The organism is Sphingobium baderi (assembly GCF_001456115.1).
GTDB lineage: Bacteria > Pseudomonadota > Alphaproteobacteria > Sphingomonadales > Sphingomonadaceae > Sphingobium > Sphingobium baderi_A.
Genome location: NZ_CP013264.1, coordinates 3,244,566 through 3,264,995, shown reverse-complemented (window position 1 = coordinate 3,264,995; position 20,430 = coordinate 3,244,566). Strand labels below are relative to the sequence as shown.

Annotated in this window: 16 protein-coding genes; 14 read left to right on the top strand and 2 right to left on the bottom strand. The window is 64.9% G+C overall.

Going from position 1 to position 20,430, the window contains the following annotated elements; translation table 11 throughout:
* Window positions 1-3 precede the first annotated feature (3 nt).
* The 13 genes from ATN00_RS15950 to ATN00_RS15890 all read left to right on the top strand — a co-directional run bounded on the left by ATN00_RS15950 (window position 4) and on the right by ATN00_RS15890 (window position 16,437).
* Window positions 4-1,248 carry an XrtA/PEP-CTERM system-associated ATPase gene (locus tag ATN00_RS15950; protein WP_062066238.1) on the top strand — a complete coding sequence of 415 codons (1,245 nt, stop codon included), beginning with the start codon at window positions 4-6 and terminating at the stop codon, window positions 1,246-1,248.
* Between the two features lie 42 nt (window positions 1,249-1,290).
* Complete coding sequence (locus tag ATN00_RS15945) at window positions 1,291-2,139, top strand: XrtA system polysaccharide deacetylase (protein WP_062066236.1); 849 nt, start codon at window positions 1,291-1,293, stop codon at window positions 2,137-2,139.
* Window positions 2,136-3,206: a FemAB family XrtA/PEP-CTERM system-associated protein gene (locus ATN00_RS15940; protein ID WP_062066233.1), complete on the top strand. Its 1,071-nt coding sequence runs from the start codon at window positions 2,136-2,138 to the stop codon at window positions 3,204-3,206. The genes ATN00_RS15945 and ATN00_RS15940 overlap by 4 nt, the downstream gene beginning before the upstream one ends.
* Entirely contained in the window at window positions 3,203-4,429 is a 1,227-nt protein-coding gene (locus tag ATN00_RS15935; RefSeq protein ID WP_062066230.1) for a TIGR03087 family PEP-CTERM/XrtA system glycosyltransferase, read from the top strand. The genes ATN00_RS15940 and ATN00_RS15935 overlap by 4 nt, the downstream gene beginning before the upstream one ends.
* Window positions 4,426-5,961, top strand: a complete 1,536-nt coding sequence (gene xrtA / locus ATN00_RS15930) for an exosortase A (RefSeq protein ID WP_062066228.1) — start codon at window positions 4,426-4,428, stop codon at window positions 5,959-5,961. Before ATN00_RS15935 ends, xrtA begins: the two co-directional genes overlap by 4 nt.
* Window positions 5,962-5,972: 11 nt before the next feature.
* Window positions 5,973-7,868, top strand: a complete 1,896-nt coding sequence (locus ATN00_RS15925; RefSeq protein WP_062066225.1) for an XrtA/PEP-CTERM system amidotransferase — start codon at window positions 5,973-5,975, stop codon at window positions 7,866-7,868.
* 289 nt (window positions 7,869-8,157) lie between these two features.
* Window positions 8,158-9,507 carry a sugar transferase gene (locus tag ATN00_RS15920; protein ID WP_062066222.1) on the top strand — a complete coding sequence of 450 codons (1,350 nt, stop codon included), beginning with the start codon at window positions 8,158-8,160 and terminating at the stop codon, window positions 9,505-9,507.
* Between the two features lie 10 nt (window positions 9,508-9,517).
* Window positions 9,518-10,645: a glycosyltransferase gene (locus tag ATN00_RS15915; protein ID WP_062066219.1), complete on the top strand. Its 1,128-nt coding sequence runs from the start codon at window positions 9,518-9,520 to the stop codon at window positions 10,643-10,645.
* Between the two features lie 63 nt (window positions 10,646-10,708).
* Window positions 10,709-11,461, top strand: a complete 753-nt coding sequence (locus ATN00_RS15910) for a methyltransferase domain-containing protein (protein ID WP_062066216.1) — start codon at window positions 10,709-10,711, stop codon at window positions 11,459-11,461.
* A gap of 32 nt (window positions 11,462-11,493) precedes the next feature.
* The gene (locus ATN00_RS15905) at window positions 11,494-12,786 is read left to right on the top strand and encodes a hypothetical protein (protein WP_062068876.1); all 1,293 of its coding nucleotides are present in this window, start codon (window positions 11,494-11,496) and stop codon (window positions 12,784-12,786) included.
* Window positions 12,783-13,928 carry a glycosyltransferase family 4 protein gene (locus ATN00_RS15900; protein WP_062066213.1) on the top strand — a complete coding sequence of 382 codons (1,146 nt, stop codon included), beginning with the start codon at window positions 12,783-12,785 and terminating at the stop codon, window positions 13,926-13,928. Before ATN00_RS15905 ends, ATN00_RS15900 begins: the two co-directional genes overlap by 4 nt.
* A complete protein-coding gene (locus ATN00_RS15895; RefSeq protein ID WP_062066210.1) occupies window positions 13,925-14,677 on the top strand; it encodes an FkbM family methyltransferase in 753 nt (250 codons plus the stop codon). The genes ATN00_RS15900 and ATN00_RS15895 overlap by 4 nt, the downstream gene beginning before the upstream one ends.
* A complete protein-coding gene (locus tag ATN00_RS15890; protein ID WP_062066207.1) occupies window positions 14,677-16,437 on the top strand; it encodes a hypothetical protein in 1,761 nt (586 codons plus the stop codon). The genes ATN00_RS15895 and ATN00_RS15890 overlap by 1 nt, the downstream gene beginning before the upstream one ends.
* A gap of 18 nt (window positions 16,438-16,455) precedes the next feature.
* On the opposite strand, the gene ATN00_RS15885 is transcribed toward ATN00_RS15890, so the two are convergent.
* Together ATN00_RS15885 and ATN00_RS15880 are read right to left on the bottom strand one after the other, a co-directional pair.
* Window positions 16,456-18,153, bottom strand: coding sequence for an amidohydrolase (locus ATN00_RS15885; protein WP_197413606.1), 1,698 nt, complete (start codon window positions 18,151-18,153; stop codon window positions 16,456-16,458).
* On the bottom strand, window positions 18,150-19,019 hold the full coding sequence (locus tag ATN00_RS15880) for an NAD(P)-dependent oxidoreductase (RefSeq protein ID WP_062066204.1): 870 nt from the start codon (window positions 19,017-19,019) through the stop codon (window positions 18,150-18,152). Before ATN00_RS15880 ends, ATN00_RS15885 begins: the two co-directional genes overlap by 4 nt.
* Window positions 19,020-19,115: 96 nt before the next feature.
* On the opposite strand from ATN00_RS15880, the gene ATN00_RS15875 reads away from it, so the two are divergent.
* Window positions 19,116-20,363, top strand: a complete 1,248-nt coding sequence (locus ATN00_RS15875; protein ID WP_062066202.1) for a threonine ammonia-lyase — start codon at window positions 19,116-19,118, stop codon at window positions 20,361-20,363.
* Window positions 20,364-20,430: the final 67 nt, after the last annotated feature.

The following is a 20,430-nucleotide window of genomic DNA, read 5'->3' as shown; positions in this document are numbered from 1 at the left end:
AAGATGTACGATCAGTTCTATGGATTGCAGGGCCGACCGTTCCAGCTCACGCCGGACCCGCATTTCTATTTCGAGAGCGCGACGCATCGCAAGGCGCTGTCTTATCTGGGCTATGGCCTGGCGCAGGGCGAAGGCTTCATCGTCATCACCGGCGACATCGGCGCGGGCAAGACGACGCTGGTCGGTCATCTGATGAACACCATCGACCCGCAGCGGCTGACGGCGGTGAAGATCGTGTCGACGCAGGTGGAGGGCGACGACATGCTCCGCCTTGCCGCGCAGAGCTTCGGCCTTGCCGTCGATGGCCTGCCCAAGGCGCAGATATTGCGTCAGATCGAAGGCTTCCTCCACGCGCAGGCGCGGTTGGGTCGCCGTTCGCTGCTGATCGTCGATGAAGCGCAGAACCTCCCCATTTCCGGGGTCGAGGAATTGCGGATGCTCTCCAACTTCCAGCTTGGCGGGCAATCGCTGCTCCAGATTTTCCTTCTGGGCCAGCCGGAGTTTCGCGACCTGCTGAAATCGCCTCAGCTTGAACAGCTTCGCCAGCGCGTCATCGCCACCCATCATCTGGAACCGATGATGGCAAATGAGGTCGAACCCTATATCGTCCATCGCCTCTCGCTGGTCGGCTGGACCGGCAATCCGCATTTCACCGCCGAAGCCTTTGCCGCGATCTATGCCGCGACGGACGGCGTGCCTCGCCGCGTCAACGCGCTGGTCAGCCGTCTGCTGCTGCTGGGTGCGATCGAACAGCTTGGCGAGATCGACGGCGATGCCGTGCAGGCCGTGATGGCCGACATGGGCATTGACGAGGCTGAGCCGGAAGCGGTCGCGCCCTCCGCCCTGGACACTGTGGCCGATCCGGTCGCGCCTGTTGCTGACATCGTTGACGGGGAGAGCGAAGGGCCGGACGCCGATCCTGCACCCGAAACGAAGGCGGAGCATACCGAAGCGGTGGACGTCGCGCCGGCCCGGGAAGCACTCCCTTCCGCCCTGCTGGATGAGATCGCCGCGCTGCGCGCTGAAATATCGTCGCTGCGCGCGGTGCAGGCGCATATCTCCATGACGCCTTCGGTCGACCCCGAAGCGCTCAAGGACTGCTTCACGCTGATCGAGGAGCGGCTGAGCGGCCTTGAATCCCGCGCGCAGGAACAGGATACCGCCTTGCGCCGCGTCCTCACCCTGCTGATCGACTGGGTCGAGCGCGAAGAGCGCATGGCTCCCTTGCAACATGAAGCCGCCGCCTGATCGCGGCTTGCTGGATGTGTGCGGAGCGGCGAGGGGAAGGGAATGATACGCAACGCCTTGTCTGTCGATGTGGAGGACTGGTTCCAGGTCGGCGCGTTCGAGCGCACGATTCGCCGCGATGACTGGGACAGCCTGACCCACCGCGTCGAGCGCAACACCGATGCCGTGCTGGAGCTGTTCGACGCGGCAGGCGTGACTGCGACCTTCTTCACCCTGGGCTGGGTGGCGGAGCGTTATCCCGCGCTTCTGCGCCGCATCGGCGCTGCGGGTCATGAGGTGGCGAGCCATGGCTACGACCATGCCCGCGTCTTTACCTTCACGCCGGAGCAGTTTCGCGCTGATCTCCGCAAATCCCGCGCCATCCTTGAGGATGCGAGCGGACAGGCCGTGACCGGCTATCGCGCGCCCAGTTTCTCCATCGACCCGCGCACGCCATGGGCGCACCGGATTCTGGCTGAGGAGGGCTATCGCTATTCCAGCAGCGTCGCGCCGATCCGCCACGATCATTATGGCTGGCCCGATTCCCCGCGCTTCGCATGGAAGCCGGTGAAGGACGCGCCGCTGGTGGAGCTTCCCGTTACGACAGCGCGCCTTGCCGGACGGACGCTGGCGGCGGGGGGAGGGGGCTTTTTCCGCCTGTTGCCCTATGGCTTTTCGCACTGGGCGATCCGGCAGGTGAACGGGCAGGAAAATCGTCCCGCCATTTTCTATTTCCATCCGTGGGAGATTGATGCCGGCCAGCCCCGCGTGGCGGGTGCCCCGCTGCGCTCGCGGGTGCGGCACTATAGCAATCTTTCGGCCATGGCGGGCAAGCTGCGCCGCCTGACGCGCGATTTCGCGTGGAGCCGGGTGGATGCGCTGGCCGATCAGGAAGCGGAGCGCGCGTCATGAGGACAGGCAATCGGGCCGACCTGGCGGTGACGGCGCTGGACCTGCGCGATCCGGCGCAGGGGCAGGCGGCGGACGATTATGTGCGGGGCCATGCCGATGGCACGCCTTTCCATCGGCCCGCGTGGCTGCTGGGCGTGGAAGAGGCTACCGGGCACCGCTGCCATCTGTTGGCGGCGGTTGCGCCTTCGGGCCGGATCGTGGGCCTGCTGCCCCTGCATCACGTAAAGAGCCGTCTTTTCGGACAGGCGCTGGTATCCTCCGCCTTCGCGGTGGATGGCGGCATATTGGCGGATGATCCTTCCAGCCTTGCCGCTCTGGTCCGGTCGGCGGAAGATATTGCAAGGGCGAAGGGAGGGCTGTCGATCGAACTGCGGGGCGGCCCATCCCCCGCGGCGCATTGGGAACGCCGCGAGAATGAACATCTGGGCTTCGTCCGCCCGCTTGCCGCCGATGACGAAGCGGAACTGCTCGCCGTTCCGCGCAAGCATCGCGCCGAACTTCGCAAGGCGCTCGCCAATCCTGCGCTGCGCGTCGAACATGGCCGCGAACCGCGCCATATCCGCGACCATTACCGCGTCTATGGCGAAAGCGTCCGCAACCTTGGCACGCCGGTCTTTCCCGCCCGGCTGTTTCGCGAAATATTGGCCCGTTTCGGCGAGGATGCGGATTTCACCATCGTCTATGAAGGCGACCGCCCGGTTTCCGCCGTGCTGACGCTTTACCATGGCGACCGGGTGATGCCCTATTGGGGCGGCGGCGTGCAGGATGCGCGGCGGCTGCGCTCCAACGAACTCATGTATTATCGCCTGATGAGCCACGGCCGGGCGCGCGGGATGCGGCTGTTCGACTTCGGCCGGTCCAAGGCGGGCAGCGGGCAGGCGGCATGGAAGAAAAGCTTCGGCTTCGATCCCCAGCCGCTTTCCTATCATAGCTGGTCCCCCACCGGCGAGAAGCGCGACATCAGCCCGCAAAGCGCCAAATATCAGCGCCGTATCGACCTGTGGAAGAAGCTGCCGCTGCCTGTCGCCAACCTCATCGGTCCCTATATTTCGCGGGGGCTGGGATGACCGGCGAGATACTGTTCCTTTGTCATCGCATCCCCTTTCCGCCGGATCGGGGTGACAAGATCCGTTCCTATCATCTCCTGAAAAGGCTGGCGGAGGTCGGGCCGGTTCATGTCGGGTGCTTCGCCGATGACCAGCGCGACATGGGCTTCGCGCAGGAAATGGCCGCCTTCACCGCCAGCCAGTGCGTGCTGATGCGCGATCGTTCGCGCGTGACGGCGGGCCTTTCCGGCCTTGCCAAGGGGCAGCCGCTGCTGGTTTCCCTGTTCGACCATCCCGGCCTGCATCGCTGGGTCGCCCGGGTCATGGCGGAAAGGCCCATCGCCGCCGTCGTCGCTTATTCCGCGCAGATGGCGCATTTCGTGCCCGCCTTGCCGCAGGGCGTACGCTTCCTGATGGATTTCGTCGACTTCGACTCCGCGAAATATGCCGCCTATGGCGCGGAAGGCTCCGGCCCGATGGCGTGGATCAACCGGCGCGAAGGGCGCGTCCTTCTCGATTTCGAGAAATCCGTCGCCGCCCGCGCCGACATCTGCGCCTTCGTCAGCGAAGCCGAAGCCGCTCTGTTCCGCCAGGCAAGCGGGCAGGGACCGGCCAAGGTCATCGCCATCGAAAATGGCGTGGCGCTGGACTATTTCGATCCCGCCGCCGGCTTCCCCGCTGTCGAAAAGGGCGGGGGACCGCTGCTCGTCTTCACCGGCCAGATGGACTACCGCCCTAATGTCGAAGCGGTGGAGAGCTTCGCGCGTGAAAGCTTCCCCGCCATCCGCGCCGCCCATCCGCAGGCCCGTTTCGCCATAGTCGGCCGCAATCCCGCCAAATCCGTCGAAGCTCTCGCCGACCTTCCGGGCGTGATCGTGACCGGCTCCGTCCCCGATGTGCGCGGCTGGCTGGCGGCGGCGGATGTGGTCGTCGCGCCGCTCCGCATTGCGCGGGGCATCCAGAACAAGGTGCTCGAAGCCATGGCCATGGCCCGCCCCGTCGTCGCATCCCCGCAAGCCGCCGAGGGGATCGACGCGCAGGATGAAATCCATTTCCTGATCGCAGCTGATCCGGCCGAGGAAGCCGCGAAGATCATCGCCCTGCTTGCCGATCCCACCAAAGCGGCGCGCCTGGCGCAGGCGGCCCGCTTCCGCATGGAGCAACGCTATCGCTGGTCGGCGACGCTGCGCGCCGTGCCCGGCCTGCTGTTGGGCAAACAGGAAAAGGACGCGCGCGCGGCATGAACGAACAGGCTCTTTCCTTCATGCAGGCGCGCCGGATGGAACTGACCGGCTGGCGCGGCCATCTGACTGCGCTGGGCGTGGTCGCACTGGTCATCGTGACGCTCTTCTTCGCCGATGTTCAAAGCATGGCGGCGATCTGGTGGAACAGCTCCACCTTCGGCCATTGTCTGTTCGTGCCGTTGCTGGTCGGCTGGCTGGTGCAGCAGCGCATTCCTGGCCTTCGGCAGTTGCAGCCGGTTGCCTGGCCGCCTGGCCTGCTCTGGCTGGGCGCTGGCGTGCTGGCATGGCTGGTGGGCGAAGCGGCGGGCGTCGCCCTGATCCGCCATGGCGCGCTGGTCGTCATGCTTCAGGGCGCGACGATCGCCCTGCTGGGGCCAATGGTGGCCCGTGCTTTGGCCTTTCCACTTTTCTACGCCTTCTTCATGGTGCCCTTTGGCGAAGAACTGGTCCCGCATCTTCAGCTTGTGACGGCGCGCCTTTCCATGCTGTTCCTGACCGGGGCAGGCGTCCCCGCGCATCTGGACGGCATCTTCATCACTACGCCCACCGGCTATTTCGAAGTGGCCGAAGCCTGTTCCGGCGCGAAGTTCCTGATCGCGATGACGGCTTATGGCATGCTGGTGTGCAATGTCTGCTTCCGCACATGGCCCCGCCGCCTGATCTTCATGGCGGGCGCGTTGTCGCTTTCCGTGCTGGCGAATGGAGTCCGCGCTTTCGCGACCATTCTCGTCGCCCATATGACCACGGTGGATGCAGCGGTCGGTTTCGACCATGTCGTTTATGGTTGGGTGTTCTTCGCGATCATCCTCGCCATCGTGATGGCGACCGCCTGGCCCTTTTTCGACCGCAAGCCAGGCGACCCCTGGTTCGATCCCCGCGATTTGCAGGGCAAAGTACGCGCAGTCGCTCCTACGGGGACCATCGCCGGAGCCGCGCTGGCGCTCATCGTCGCGGCCCCGCTATGGCTCGCGGCGACCGCGGCGGGGGGCGAACCTCTCCCGTCAACGCTTCGCCTGCCTGAAGTCAATGGATGGACCCGCGCCGACGCGCCGCAACGCTATCCATGGAGGCCGCGCTTCGACGGCGCGGATCATTTTGTCATGGCCCGCTATCGGAATGCGGCGGGGCAGGTGGTGGACCTCGCCATCGCGACCTATGATCGGCAGGAGGAGGGGCGCGAACTGGTTGGCTTCGGGCAAGGCGCCGTCGATCCCGACCGGCAATGGGTCTGGTCCTCCCCCGCATCCGCGCCGAAAAACGCGCTCGGCGAGCAGATCACCGCTCCGGGCCCCGTCGTGCGCGATGTAGTCAGCGTCTTCACGGTCGGCTCCGGCGAGCCCACCGGAAGCAAGCCACAGGTCAAGATGGCGACCATGCAGGCCCGCCTGCTCGGCGGCGACCAGCGCGCCGCCGCCATATTGGTGTCGGCGGAAGAACGGGAAGGCCAGCCCGCCAGCAAGGCGATATCTGCTTTTCTGGCTGATCTCGGCAATGTGAAGGATTTGGCTGACCGCAGCGTCGGCATACGCTAAAGCCCTTTCGCATGTGCGGGATAGCGGGTATTTTTCATCTTGAAACGGCAAAGCCGGTCGATCCGTCGCGGGTACGGGCGATGCTGGACGCGATGCCCTATCGCGGCCCGGACGGCAGCGGCGTCTGGACAGCGCCTGGCGTGGGCCTTGGCCACCTTCGCCTTTCCATCATAGACCTTGCCGCCGGCGCGCAGCCGATGCTGACGGAGGATGAAAGCCTTGCCGTCGTTTTTAATGGCGAGATCTACAATTTCGCGGAAGTGCGGGCGGAACTGGAGGACAAGGGCCATGTCTTCCGCACCCACAGCGACACCGAAGTCATCCTCCACGGTTATCGGCAATGGGGCGAAGCGTGCGTCGAACGCTTCCACGGCATGTTCGCCTTCGCCCTGTTCGACGCGCGGGCGCAGTCGCTCTGGATGGCGCGCGACCGGCTGGGGGTGAAGCCGCTGCATTATGCGTTGCTGTCGGACGGTAGCCTGATCTTTGGATCGGAACTGAAAAGCCTGCTCGCCCATCCGCTGCTCCGCCGCGCCCCGGATATTTCGGCGGTCGAGGATTATATGGCCTATGGCTATATTCCCGACGACGCCTGCCTCGTCGCGGGCGTGAAGAAGCTGGGCGCGGGGGAAACGCTCCGCCTCGTGCGCGGACGCCCCGTGTCGAATCCGCAACGCTATTGGGACGTGAGCTTCGCCGACCGCACAAAGTCGAAACCGGCCGAACTGGAAGAGGAACTGGTCGCCCTGATGCGGCAGGCGGTGCGGTCCCGCATGGTGGCGGACGTGCCGCTGGGCGCATTCCTCTCCGGCGGCGTGGACAGTTCCAGCGTCGTGGCGCTGATGGCCGAAGCGTCGAAACAGGCGGTCAAAACCTGCACCATCGGCTTCGACGTCGCATCGCTGGACGAAACGGCCTATGCCGACCGCATTGCCCGCCGCTTCGCCACCGATCACCGCTCCCGCATCGTCTCGCCCGACGATTATAGCCTGATCGACACGCTGGCCTTCCATTTTGATGAGCCTTTCGCCGACGCCTCCGCGCTTCCCACCTATCGCGTGTGCGAACTGGCGCGTGAGCAAGTGACGGTCGCCCTGTCCGGCGACGGCGCGGACGAAGCCTTCGCAGGCTACCGCCGCCACCGTTTCCAGATGCAGGGGGAGCGTGTGCGCGCCTTGCTGCCCGCCCGATTGCGCCAATCCGTATTCGGCACGTTGGGCCGCTATTATCCCAAGGCCGATTGGGCGCCGCGCCCGCTGCGCGCCAAATCGACCCTGCTCGAACTGGCGGGGGAGGGCGGGGAAGCCTATGCGGCCTCGGTCGGCGTCACCCCCTATGACCTGCGCCGCCGTCTCTTCACGCAGGATGTGAAAACGGCGCTGGGCGCTTACCGGGCGGAGGATCGTTATATCGCGGCGATGGCGAATGCGCCCGCACGCGACGCGCTGGACCGGGCGCAATATGCCGACATCCGCATCTGGCTCCCCGGCGACATACTCACCAAGACCGACCGGATGAGCATGGCCGTCAGCCTGGAGGCGCGTGAGCCGCTGCTCGACCACCGTATCGTCGAGTTCGCCGCCCGCCTGCCGGTATCGCAGCGCATCCGGGGCAATAGCGGCAAATATCTGATGAAGAAGGCGATGGAGCCTTATCTGCCGCAGGATATTCTCTACCGCCCGAAAATGGGTTTCGTGACGCCCATCAGCGACTGGTTCCGTGGGCCGCTGGCGGGGGAAGCGACGGCGGTCGCGGGCGGATCTGCACTGGCCAAGACGGGCTGGTTCGACACCAAGCTGCTGGGCAAGGTCGCCGCCGACCACAGATCGGGCCTTGCCGACCATGGCCGCCTGCTCTGGCAACTGGTGATGCTGGACAAGGCTCTGGGGCGGCTTTTCGGGCTTTAGGTTTCGCGCGACGCTGAATGACGGTTGGGGGTGGATCGCGGATTGCGCGCTTTGTGGACCTCCGTTCGTCGTGAGCCTGTCGAAGGACGCGCGCAACGGCCCGGTTTTATCATGTGCTTCGGCTCGTTCAGGACGAACGGAGGTGGGTGCGACGTCCCCAACTGGCCGAAAATCGCCGCCGCATCCGTGTGAGCTTGCAAACTCGCGGCATCCTCTCGCCCTAAACCCTTGCAACCATCGCCCCACGGTGCCACGGAGCGCCGGAAGAGGGAACCGATTGGGCGCACCAGTGACCATCTCCAAGGAAATCGTGCGGCTGAGGCTTTATTTGCTGTGTCTGTTGTCGGACATGGCTGCGCTGTTCCTGTCCTTCCTCATTGCCAATTTCCTCGTGCTGGGCGCCTGGGCGGGCGAACCGGGCAAGCCCCATGGCCTCGTCATGTTCGCCATGATCGCGCCGCTTTATACGCTGCTTGCCGTGCAGGGCGGGGCCTATGGCATTCACATGCTGGAGGATGTGCGCCGCGCTGCCTTCCGCGCGCTGCTGGCCTTGGCGCAGGCGGCCTTGCTGATGCTGCTCATCGTCTATCTGGGCAAGATCGCGGAACAGCTTTCGCGCCTGACCTTCCTGACCGGCTTGCTGCTGTCGGCCGTTGGCGTAGCCATGGTGCGCCTCGCCATTGCGCGCCTTGGCGACAGGCTGCTGGGCGAAGTGCCGCATCTGACCGCCGTCATCATGGATGGCGTGGCGATCGATACCGGCCCGCACATGCTGGTCATTGCCGCCGACGCCGCCAATCTCCACCCCGAAAATCACGATGCCGACATGGCGGCCCGCCTCGCCGCTGCGGTGGGCATGGCGGAGCGGGTCATCGTTGCCTGCCCGCTCGAACGCATGGATGACTGGTCGGTGGCGCTCAAGTCCCTGTCGGCGCGAGGTGAGATCGTCGTGCCAGAAATGCTCCGCTTCGCTCCGGCGCGAGTGGACGAGTGCGATGGCCAGCCCACCATCGTCGTCGCCGGCGGTCCTTTCCAGTTTCGCGACCGCATCATCAAGCGGCTGTTCGACGTGGCAGTGGCGAGCGCCGCGACCATCGCCCTGTCGCCCGTCCTGATCGCCGCCGCGCTGGCGGTGAAGCTCACCAGCCCCGGTCCGGTCCTCTTCCGCCAGCCGCGCATCGGCCGCGACGCCCGCCCCTTTAACATCTACAAATTCCGCTCGATGCGGACGGAGGCCAGCGACCGCAAGGCGGACAAGCTCACCGCCCGCGACGACGATCGCCTGACCCCGGTCGGCCGTTTCCTGCGTCGCACCAGCATTGACGAACTGCCCCAACTCTTCAACGTCCTGCGCGGCGACATGAGCATCGTAGGCCCGCGCCCTCACGCCGCGGCGGCCAAGGCGGGGGACAGCCTCTATTGGGAAGTCGACGCCCGCTATTGGGAACGCCATTGCATCAAGCCCGGCATGACCGGCCTCGCGCAGGTGCGGGGGCATCGCGGTTCGACCGATCATCATCAGGATCTGATCGACCGCCTCCAGTCCGATCTTGAATATGTGACCGAATGGTCGATCCTGCGCGACATCCGCATCATCGTCATGACGCTGGGCGTGGTCGTCCATCACAAGGCCTACTGAACGGGTGACGATGGTCGATCTGATCCTCGTCCTTATCCTGCTGCTGTCGCTGGCGGCAGTGGCGTGGCCGTTCCTGTTTTATCCGTTGATCCTGCGCGCGCTTCCGGCAAAGACGGAGCAGCCGCTTCCCGGCACGGCCCCAACCGCCTCGCTCCTTTTCTGCGCCTATAACGAAGCCGCAGCGATGCCGGAAAAGCTCGCCAATCTGGCGATGCTGAAGGCCCGTCACCCTGGCCTTGAAATATGGGCCTTCGACGACGGATCATCGGACGATACCGCTGCGCTGATCGAAGGGCCGGGCGATCTTGTCACCCTGATCCGGGGGCCGGGCCGCAGCGGCAAGGCGCACGGCATGAAGCAACTTGCCGCCCGGGCGTGTGGCGATGTGCTGATCTTCACTGACGCCAATGTGCTGCTGGACGCCGACGCCGTCGACAATCTGCTCGCCCGCTATGCGGACCCTGAGATCGGCGGTGTGCTGGGATCGCTGCATTATGTGGGAGAGGACGAAAGCGCCACCGCCTCGGTCGGCTCCCTCTACTGGCGGATGGAGGAACGGCTGAAGGACGAGGAATCGCGCACCGGCAACGTGCTGGGCGCGGACGGTTCGATCTTCTCCATCCGCCGTTCGCTCTATCCGGATTTCCCCGACAGCGTGCTGGATGACCTTACCGTGTCGATGGCCGTGATCTTTGCGGGGCGGCGTCTGGTCAAGGCGAAGGATGTGATCGCCCGCGAACGGCTCGTAGCTGCGCGGGGCGACGAATATCGGCGCAAGGTCCGCATCGCCGCCCGCGCATGGCACACCCACAGCCATTTGCGCCCGCAACTCCGCCGCATGAAGGCGCTCGACCGCTTCAAATATGCCTCGCGCAAGATCATCCGCTGGTTCGGCGGTCTGTTCATCCTGACGGGCGGAGTGGCGGCGGCGGCGCTGGCATGGCGCATTTCGCCCTTGCTCTTCGGCGCGGCCCTGCTGGCGGCGGTCCTGCTCGCAGGGATCGCCTTTCGTGCCAGAGGCGGCCTGCTTGCGGCGCTCGCGGACATTCTCATTGCCTATGCCGCCACCTTGCAGGGCGTCATGAAGGCGATGCGTGGCCGCACCGTCACCATATGGAATCCGGCCAAGTCGCGCTGATCCCCCTCGCCAAAGCCGGTGCATATTGTATAGGCCGGTCCCTGTCCTCATGCGGAGAATGGCGTGATTACTGTTCAGCGGGTCGCAAAAGCCGCCGGCAAGCATCTGACGAAAACGGGGCTGAAACTCCGCAAGGCGCTGGGCGCGCGTCCTGATCGCGGCTGCCCGGCCTGCGGGCGGACGGTCATTGGTTTCTTTCGCTATGGCGACAATGCCGAATGGGGTTGCCCGGAATGTGGCGCTTCCCCGCGTGAGAGGCTGATGAACCACCTGATCGCGCAGGACGTTCTGAGCGTGCCCGTCGATGGCGCGATCCTGCACATGGCGCCCAATGAAGCCAGCCTTGTCCGCCGTTTTTCCGCCGCGAAAGACTATGTCCCCGCTGACATTGACCCCGCCCGCTACACGGTCCCGGCCATGCGGCGCGTCGACCTCATGGAACTCAGCGAGACGGATCGCTACGACATCTTCTACGCCAGCCATGTGATGGAGCATGTGCCCGATGACCGCGCCGTGCTCGGCAACATCCTGCGCGCATTGAAACCGGGCGGCGAGGCATGGCTGATCGTGCCCCTCTGGAACAAGCCGACCGAGGATGGCAGCTTCGACATCCCCCCGCGCGAGCGGGAGCGGCGCTTCGGCCAGTGGGACCATGTGCGTCAATATGGTCCCGATTTCGCCGACCGCATCCGGCAGGCGGGTTTCGACCTGGAGGAAATCGACGCGGCCTCCATCGGCGCCGATATGCGCCGTCTCTACGCGCTGGACGACCGGCTGTTCCGCGCCCGCAAGCCCGGCGGAGCATCGCTCCGGTGAGCGCCCAGGCAGCCGGAGGGCTGCTCGCCCGCATGGAGGGGTCGGCGCGCATCCTGGCGCTCGTGAAGCTCGCCAATGTGGGATTGGTGCTGATCTGGGGTTTCGCCGTCACCTATGTCTTTGTCCGCGTGTTGCCGCTGACGGAGTTTCAGGCGTTCCTGCTGCTCGTCGCGTTCGGCAATTTCACCATCTCGGCGGAGTTTGGCCTTACCAGCATCATCTACGCCCGGCTGCGGCGACACTGGCTGGGCAGCGATGCGGCGACGGAGGACAGCGGCTTCCGACTGGAGGAAATGGGCATCCTGTTCCTCTTCCTGGGCCTGCTGATCACGGGCGGCGTGCTGATCTTGCTGATCGCTCTGGCGGCGGGCGGGCTGAAGACGGCCATGCCGCTGCTCTTCCTCCTTTTCTTCCTGTCCGCCTGCCTCAACCTGCCGGCCTTGCTGGCCAAGCGGGCATTGGCGGCGGTGGATGGCAATTTCATCTGGGAAGCGCTCGATTGCCTGCGGCGGGTCATGACGATCGCGCTGCTGCTCGCGATTCTCGGCGGGCTGGACCCGCGGCTGTCGGTCGCGCTGCAACTGGGCGTCAGCATCGCCGTCATCGGCTATGCCATCGCCCTGGTCCACAATCGGTTGAAGATGCGGCGCGCGCACTGGTTCGCTTTCCGTGTCGGCGGCGGCCATGTGCGGCGGCATTATCTGCGCGACATCGGCGCGTCGGCGGCGTTCACCATGTCGGACATAATCGCCTATAACGCGCCCTATTTCACCATCGCCGCCGCCACCAGCGACGCGCGTCCGATGCTGTTGTTCGATTTCTTCTTCAAGATGTCGCGGGCGCTCTCCATGCTGGTGCGGGCTGCTGTGGAGGCGGCGCTTCCCCGCATCACCCGCGCTTTCCATGCCGGGGACGGCCCGCGCCTGCGACAGTTGATGGGGCGGGCGCTGGCGGTGGCCCTGTTCTTTGCGGTGGGGGCATCGGCCGCGCTTCTGCTGGTCGGCCGCTGGCTGTTCGACCGGCTGTTCGATGGTCGGGCGGCCATCGGCTTGACCGAACTGCTGCTGATCGACCTTGCCCTGCTGGCGCTCGCCGTCATTTGCGTGTCCGTCTATGTGCAGGCGGCGCTCGGGCGTTTCTCGCTTCTGTTGCGGCGGTCGTTGCCCTTTCTGGCGGGGTCGCTGCTGAGCGTGCCGCTGGTGCGCTCCTTGTGGCCGCAGTATTTCGATTCCGCCTTCCTGTTCCTTTATGCCGCGACGCTGGCGGTGGTGGCGTCGCTGCATGCCCTGTCGCTCCGCCATCTCGTGCGAGAGGTGCGTTCTTGAAGATCGCCATGGTCGATCCCTCGCTCTTTACAGGGCGCTATGATGACAGCCTCTGCGCGGCCATGGGCGCGGCGGGAGAGGACGTGGCGCTTCTGGGTCGCCCCGTGCGCCCGACGGACGCCTTCATTCCGCAGCATTACCGCTACGTCCCCCGCTTCTTCCGCCGCAGCGAAGCTGTGCGGGGCCGGCTGGGAGAGGGGCGCGTCTTTCGTCTTCTAAAAGCCGCCGAATATGGATGGACCAGCGCGCTCGGCAAGACCGAGGATCTGGCCCGCGCCGATGTGCTTCATTTTCAGTGGCTTCCACTCGCGCCCGCCGATAGGCTGCTGCTGCGCCGTCTGCGCCGCAGAGTGGCGCTCGTCCACACCGTCCATAATGTCGATGCCTATCACGCCGATGCAGGGTTTCAGGGACGGGGCTATCGCGCGCTGCTCGATCTGTTCGATGCGCTGATCGTCCATGGCGACACCACGCGGGAGGCGCTGGTCGCGCAAGGGGTTTCCGTCGACCGCATCCATGTGACGGCCCATCCACCCATGCGGCTCGCGCCGGCCATGCCCGACGATTTGGCAAGCGTTCCCGATCCTATGCGCCCGCGTGTGCTGTTCTTCGGCACGATCCGTCCTTATAAGGGCGTCGACCTGTTGATCGAAGCATGCCTTTCCCTGTGGCAGGGCGGACATGATTTTGAGCTGGTGCTGGCCGGAAAGCCCTTCATGGACATCGCCCCGCTGATGGAGGGCGTGCGCCGGGCGGGCTTTGGTGACAGGCTGATCTGCGACTTGGGCTTCCTGCGCGAACAGCGGCTGGACGCGCATATGGCGAAGGCGGACATCATCGTCTTTCCCTATCGCCATATCGATTCAAGCGGCGCGTTTCTGTCCGCGCTTCATCATGGCAAGGCGATGGTGGCGTCCGATGCGGGCATGTTCGCCACGTTGCCGGAGGCCGTGGCGATCCGCTTTCCGGCGGGAAATGCGCCCGCCCTCGCACAAGCCCTCTTGCCGCTCCTGCAAAGCCCCGCCATCAGGCAGGCGAGGGGTGGGCAGGCGCACGCCTATGGAGAAGATATGGGCGACTGGAAGGACATGGCCTTGGCGACGATCGACATCTACCGCAAAGCCATGGCTGCCCGGACATGAGCCGCTACGCTCGCGAACTGTCCGACCGGTGGCGGGCGATGCGTCTCGCCATGGGTGGGCGCGTTCATCAATATCCCGAAATCCAGGCGCTACGGCGCTTTCTGAGCGCGTTCAACGTGGACTGCGTTTTCGATGTGGGCGCCAATCGCGGGCAATATGCGACCATGCTCCGCAAGGATGCGGCCTTTACCGGCACGATCCTGTCCTTCGAACCCAATCCCGATATTTTCGCGGAGCTTTCCCGCCATGCTGCTGCGGACAGGCGCTGGCATGTCTTCAACATGGCCCTGTCCGACTTCGATGGCACGGCCAGCTTCAACATCATGGCGGCCGACCAGTTCAGCTCGCTGAAAAAGCCCGCCGCCGGTCAGGACGCCATTTTCGCGGACCGCAACAAGGTCACGCGCACCGTCGATATGGCCTGTCGCCGCCTCGAAAGCCTGTTGCCGGAATTGCAGGCGGCGCATGGCTTTACATGCCCCTTCCTTAAGATGGATACGCAAGGCCACGACCTCGCCGTGTGCGAAGGGGCGGCATCGGCGCTGGGCGTCATGACGGGCGTTCAGACGGAATTGGGTGTGCGGCCTATTTATGAGGGCGGGACGGGCTATCGCGCCATGATCGACTGGCTGGCGGAACATGGCTTCGTCCCTTCGGCCTTTTTCGCCAATAATAAAGGGCATTTCCCCTTGCTGGTCGAGATGGACGGCATTTTCGTCAATCAGGCATTGCTGGCGGCGGCGGATTGATGGGGGGACGTGATCAAGGAACAGGCGGCCCTTCCCGGATAGGCGCGTTCACGCTGTTCCAGGTGGGCGGGCTGGGCCTTGCCTTCTGGCTGATCGCGACATTCCTGTGGCACATCACGTTCGGGCAGGGGGCCAGCCTGCCGGTGATCCTGTTCCTGGATCAGGATTTCCCCGCGTTGCTGATCGCTCTGTTGCTGCTCGCGCTGGCAATGCCTTTCGCGGAAGGGAAGGGGTTCGGACTGCCCGCTCCCCGGTCGCGCATCATCATTCCGCTGGTGGTGGTGTTCGGGCTGGTGGCGTGGGCCGGGCATTATCTGTTGTTTCAAAACTACGCCATCTCGCGCGATGAGGAGGTTGCCCGCTTTGCGGCCGCCTATATCCGCGAAGGATTGTTCGCCCGCCCCATCCCGGCCGAATGGGAAGGCTATCGCCGCGCCATCATGCCGGAATTCTTCTCGCCCTTCGGCGCTGCGGACTATTGGACGGCGGCCTATCTGCCGGTGAACAGCGCAATCCAGGCCTTGTTCTGGAAGCTGGGCGATCCCAATGTGGCCGGGCCGGCGCTGCTGGTCGCGGGACTGATCGCGCTGTGGCGGGTGGCGCTCCATCTCTTTCCCGACCGGCCCGATGCGGTATGGGTGACGATGCTGCTCGGGCTGTCTTCGACGCAGCTCTGGATCACGGCGATGACGCCCTATGCCATGACGGGGCATTTCGCGCTCAACATGGTCTGGCTGGCGCTGGTGCTGCGGGGCGGCTGGCTGTCCCATCTGGTTGCGGGTCTGGTCGCGCTTGTCGCGGCCGGGCTGCATCAGTGGCATTTCCCACCGATCTTCATCGCGCCCTTCATCCTCTGGATGCTGCTGGGGCGCCGATGGGCGGTCGCGGCTTTCCATATTCTGATCCTGATCCTGATCGTCATCGTCTGGGCAAAGCTGTGGCCCGGTTTCCTGACGCATGTGCTGGGGCCGCCTATGGACGTGCGCCCGGCGGCAGGCGTGGCTGACAAGGTCGGCAGCCTGTTCGAGCGGTTGGGCGACCGCTGGCAGCCGCTGGTCAACCTGACCCGCTTCATCGCGTGGAACAATATATTGATGGTGCCGCTGGCGGTGCTGGGCGTGGCGGCGATGCGCTGGCGCAGGGCATTGAAAGGGCAGGAAATCGCCTTGCCGCTTGCTCTGGGTTGTCTGGCGGGCTGTGGGCTGGCATTGGCCCAGGGCTATGGCTGGGGGTATCGCTATGCCCATGGCTTCATCGGCCCCTTCTGCCTTCTTGCGGGGCTGGGCTGGGCGCGTTTCCGTCCGGCGGGGATGATGCGGCCGATCTTCATTGCCTTGGCCATCACTCTGGTTACGGCTGGTTTTCTTGCTTGGCGGACGCATCTCTTCGTCGCGCCCTATGCCGCGAGCCATCGCATGATCGACGCGTCGAAGGCCGATGTCGTGCTGGTCGATCCGCGCGGAGGCCTGTTCGTCACGGATCTGGTGCGTGGGCGCAATGGCGTGCCGGGGCGGCCCATGGTCATGAACCTTGGCATGTTGACGCTGGATCAGGTCGACAAGCTCTGCGCCGACTATGTGGTGGAATTGTTCGACCGTGCGGAGTTCCGCCCGCTTGGCGTTCCGCTTGCGCGCTGGAAGCTGGGCCGGATGGATGCGCTGCGGGCGCATATGAAGGTGGTGGGTTGCGACAAGCCTGTGCAGCCGCCGCTTCCCGCGACGCTGGAGGATGCCTTCAAGGCGGCGGGCGACGTTCTTTGATGCCGCAGGGAAGGGGCGTCATTGCCCCTTCACATAGACCCGCTTGCCGCCGATCCAGGTTTCCAGCACCTGCGTTGCGCGAATATCGGCGGGGCGCGCCATGGAAATATCCCGGTCGATCAGCAGGAAGTCCGCCCGTTGTCCGGGGATCAGGCTGCCGAACCGCTTCTCCGCGAAACCGGCATAGGCCGCCTGCCGCGTGAAGCCATCCAGCGCCGCTTCAAAGCTTACGCGCTGTTCCGGCATCCACCCGCCAGCCGGTTCGCCCTTCGCGTCCTCGCGGCTCATGGCGACGGCAATGCCGGGGAAAGGGTTGGGATTTTCGACCGGCACGTCCGATCCGAAGGCCAGCGGCACGCGATTGTCCAGCATCGCCTTCCACGCATAGGCGCCTTTCAGCCGCGCCTCGCCCAGCCGCGCTGTGGCCATGCGCCAGTCCGACGCTTCATGCATCGGTTGCATCGATGCGACGATCCCGAACTGCCCGAAGCGCGGCAAATCGCCGGGCGAAACGATCTGGGCGTGTTCGACGCGCCAGCGCCGGTCGCCCTTGTAGGTTTCCGCCAGTTCAGTGATCGCGTCCAGCACTTCGCTGTTAGCCGCATCGCCTATGGCATGGACGGCGATCTGGAAATTGTCCATCGACGCCCGGCTCATGATGTTGCGAAGCTGGGTCGAAGGGATCATCGCCAGTCCCCGCTGCCCCGGCGCATCGGCATAATCCGCCTTCAGCCATGCTCCTCGCGATCCCAAAGCGCCGTCCAGCACCAGCTTGACCCCGCCCATCCGCAGATGGTCGTCATAGAGCCACGGCGTCGGCTCCGGCCCGGCGATCAGCACCATATTGTCCAGCCCCATCGCATAGGACATGATCCGCACCCGCAGCGCCCCCCGGTCGGCGGAGCGGCGAAACGCCTGCCAGTCCTCTATGCGCGTGCCCATGTCGGCGATGGCGGTGATGCCCGCCGCCAGCAGTGTCTGTTGCGCCTTTTCAAGCGCGATGTCGCGATCCTTGGGCGCGGGCGGCGGCACGACGCGGGCCATCAGGTCCATCGCCTTGTCCACCAGCACGCCCGAAGGCTTGCCCGCATCCATCTCGATCCGCCCACCTGGTGGAGCCTTGCTCGCGGCCGTGATTCCGGCGGCCTTCAGCGCCAGATTGTTGGCCCAGCCCGCATGGCCGTCCACCCGTTCCAGCCAGACCGGAATGTCGGAAACGGCGGCATCCAGTTCGGCAGCGGTCGGGAAACGCCCCAGACCCCATTGCTCCTGATTCCAGCCCGTACCGATGATCCATTTCCGCCCTGGGCTGGCCTGTGCATAGGCCCGGATCTTCACCTGCGCCTCCGCCAGCGATCGCGTCTCCGAAAGATCGAGCGTGACGAGCGACAGGCCCAGTCCCATCACATGCCCATGCGCGTCGATCAGGCCGGGGATCAGTGTCTTGCCACCGCCATCCAGCTTGAAGTCCAGCCGCTTGGGCGCGGGCGTATCGTCGCCCTTGCGCTTCTTGCGCTTGGGCGGGGGCGGTTCCTGATAGCGGCCCTGGATCAGTTTTTCGACCTTGCCTTCATCGTCGATCAGCAGGGCGTTGAAGTGCACGACCCGCCCCTGCGCGTCGAGCGCGATGCCGTTCACATTGTCGATCACGCCCGAAGCCAGCGCAGGCATGGGCAGGGCGATCGCGGCCAATGCCGCCAGCAGTCCAGCCTTCATGCCCGCGTGATCCGCCGCACCAGTGCGCTGATGTCCTGCCGATGCCCGTCCATCGCCTGCACATCGGCATAGAATTGATCGACCAGTGCCGTCATCGGCAAAGTCGCGCCATTGGCCCGCGCTTCGTCCAGCGCCAGTTCCAGGTCTTTACGCATCCAGTCGACCGACAAGCCGAAATCGAAACTGTCCTGTGCCATCGTCTTCCATTGATTGTCCATTACCCAGCTTTGCGCCGCGCCGCCGGAAATGGCCTCATATATTTTCTCCACATCCAGATTGGCGGCCTGCGCGAAGCGCAACGCTTCGGCTACGCCTTGCAGCGTGCCCGCAAGACAGATCTGGTTGACCATCTTCGTCGTCTGTCCCGCGCCGGCCCCGCCGACATGGACGATCCGCGCGGCATAGGCCTGCATGACGATCTGCGCCGCCGCGACAGCGGGCTTCGCGCCGCCGCACATGATGGACAGCCTGCCGTTTTCCGCGCCGATCTGCCCGCCGGTCAGGGGCGCGTCGACGCAATGCAGCCCCAGACTCTGCCCTTCGACATAAAGCTGCCGGGCGATCCGCGCCGATACCGTTGTATGATCTATGAAAAGACTGCCCGCTTTCATGGCCCGGAAAACGCCATCGCGCCCCAGCGTGATCTGTGACAGGTCGTCGTCGGTTCCAACGCAACTGATGACGATTTCCGCATCCTCCGCCGCCTTTGACGGGCTGATGGCGACTTCCCCGCCATAGGCTTCCGTCCAGCTTTTCGCCTTGCCGATGGAGCGGTTGTAGACGGTCACCTGATGCCCCGCCTTGGCCAGATGCCCCGCAATCGGGCCACCCATGACGCCCAGGCCGATAAACGCGATGTTAGCCATAAATCCCGTACTTTATGTGCGTGCTCCATAGCCATAGGGCCAGTTTGGGGACGGTGCCAGTTTCTTCCGTCCTAATTTTCGTATAGGGGGCAGGCCATGAACACTCTGACCAAGATCGAAGGCGCCCTGCCGCTGCCCGTTTCCGTCGACGACATCCTTGCGGCGCGCGTTCGCATTTCCGGTTCGATCGTTCAGACGCCCACGCTGATCAGCCAGACGCTGTCCGACATGCTGGGCTGCAAGGTGTTCCTGAAGTTCGAAAATCTCCAGTTCACCGCCGCTTATAAGGAGCGCGGGGCGCTAAACCGCCTGTTGCAACTGGACGATGAAGCGAAGCGCAAAGGGGTGATCGCCGCTTCGGCAGGCAACCATGCCCAGGGCCTTGCCTATCATGGCAAGCGGCTGGGCGTGCCTGTCACCATCGTCATGCCCACCACCACGCCGACGGTGAAGGTGACGCAGACGCAGGGCCATGGCGCGCGCGTCGTGCAGTTCGGCGAGAAGTTCGACGACGCCTATGCCCACGCCCGCAAGCTGGAAGCGGAAGAAGGGCTGACCTTCGTCCATCCCTTTGATGAGCCGGACATCATCGCCGGGCAGGGCACCATCGCGCTCGAAATGCTGGAGCAGGCGCCGGAGATCGATACGCTGGTCATCCCCATCGGCGGTGGCGGCCTGTTTTCCGGCATGGGCACGGCGGCCAAGGCGATGAAGCCCGACATCAGCCTGGTTGCGGTGCAAGCGGAACTTTATCCGTCCATGTATGACTATATCAAGGGCGAGAATCTCGTCTGCGATGGCGACACGCTGGCCGAGGGGATTGCCGTCAAGCATCCCGGTGAACTGACCCGCCGCTTTGTCGAGCGGCTGGCCGACGATGTGCTGCTGGTCAATGAGCGCTGTCTGGAGGAGGCGGTCAGCCTGCTGCTCCAGATCGAAAAGACGGTGGTCGAAGGGGCAGGGGCGGCGGGCCTTGCCGCGTTGCTTACCCATCGCGAGATGTTCGCGGGCCGCAATGTCGGGCTGGTGCTGACAGGTGGCAATATCGACACGCGCCTGCTCGCCAATGTGCTGCTGCGCGATCTGGCGCGCTCGGGACGGCTCGCGCGGCTGCGGATACGGTTGCAGGATCGTCCGGGCGCGCTCTTCCATGTCGCCCGCATCTTCGATCAGGAAGCGGTCAACATTCTCGAACTGTCGCACCAGCGCATCTTCACCAACCTGCCGGCCAAGGGTCTCAGCCTCGATGTCGAGTGCGAGACGCGGGACCGCACGCATCTCCAGCGCCTGATCGCCGCCCTGCGCGAAGCGGGATATGAGGTCGCCCCGATCGAGGTTGCCTGACTTGCGGCGGTCCATCGTGTTTTCATGGTAAATGATCTTTTCATGGATGGATTGGAGCGGCATAGTC

Excerpts from the sequence above, each read along its gene's own strand:
- ATN00_RS15950 (WP_062066238.1), top strand. The coding sequence starts at position 4 with ATGTACGATCAGTTCTATGGATTGCAGGGCCGACCGTTCCAGCTCACG.
- ATN00_RS15945 (WP_062066236.1), top strand. The coding sequence starts at position 1,291 with ATGATACGCAACGCCTTGTCTGTCGATGTGGAGGACTGGTTCCAGGTC.
- ATN00_RS15940 (WP_062066233.1), top strand. The coding sequence starts at position 2,136 with ATGAGGACAGGCAATCGGGCCGACCTGGCGGTGACGGCGCTGGACCTG.
- ATN00_RS15935 (WP_062066230.1), top strand. The coding sequence starts at position 3,203 with ATGACCGGCGAGATACTGTTCCTTTGTCATCGCATCCCCTTTCCGCCG.
- xrtA (WP_062066228.1), top strand. The coding sequence starts at position 4,426 with ATGAACGAACAGGCTCTTTCCTTCATGCAGGCGCGCCGGATGGAACTG.
- ATN00_RS15925 (WP_062066225.1), top strand. The coding sequence starts at position 5,973 with ATGTGCGGGATAGCGGGTATTTTTCATCTTGAAACGGCAAAGCCGGTC.
- ATN00_RS15915 (WP_062066219.1), top strand. The coding sequence starts at position 9,518 with ATGGTCGATCTGATCCTCGTCCTTATCCTGCTGCTGTCGCTGGCGGCA.
- ATN00_RS15905 (WP_062068876.1), top strand. The coding sequence starts at position 11,494 with ATGGAGGGGTCGGCGCGCATCCTGGCGCTCGTGAAGCTCGCCAATGTG.
- ATN00_RS15895 (WP_062066210.1), top strand. The coding sequence starts at position 13,925 with ATGAGCCGCTACGCTCGCGAACTGTCCGACCGGTGGCGGGCGATGCGT.
- ATN00_RS15890 (WP_062066207.1), top strand. The coding sequence starts at position 14,677 with ATGGGGGGACGTGATCAAGGAACAGGCGGCCCTTCCCGGATAGGCGCG.
- ATN00_RS15885 (WP_197413606.1), bottom strand. The coding sequence starts at position 18,153 with ATGAAGGCTGGACTGCTGGCGGCATTGGCCGCGATCGCCCTGCCCATG.
- ATN00_RS15880 (WP_062066204.1), bottom strand. The coding sequence starts at position 19,019 with ATGGCTAACATCGCGTTTATCGGCCTGGGCGTCATGGGTGGCCCGATT.
- ATN00_RS15875 (WP_062066202.1), top strand. The coding sequence starts at position 19,116 with ATGAACACTCTGACCAAGATCGAAGGCGCCCTGCCGCTGCCCGTTTCC.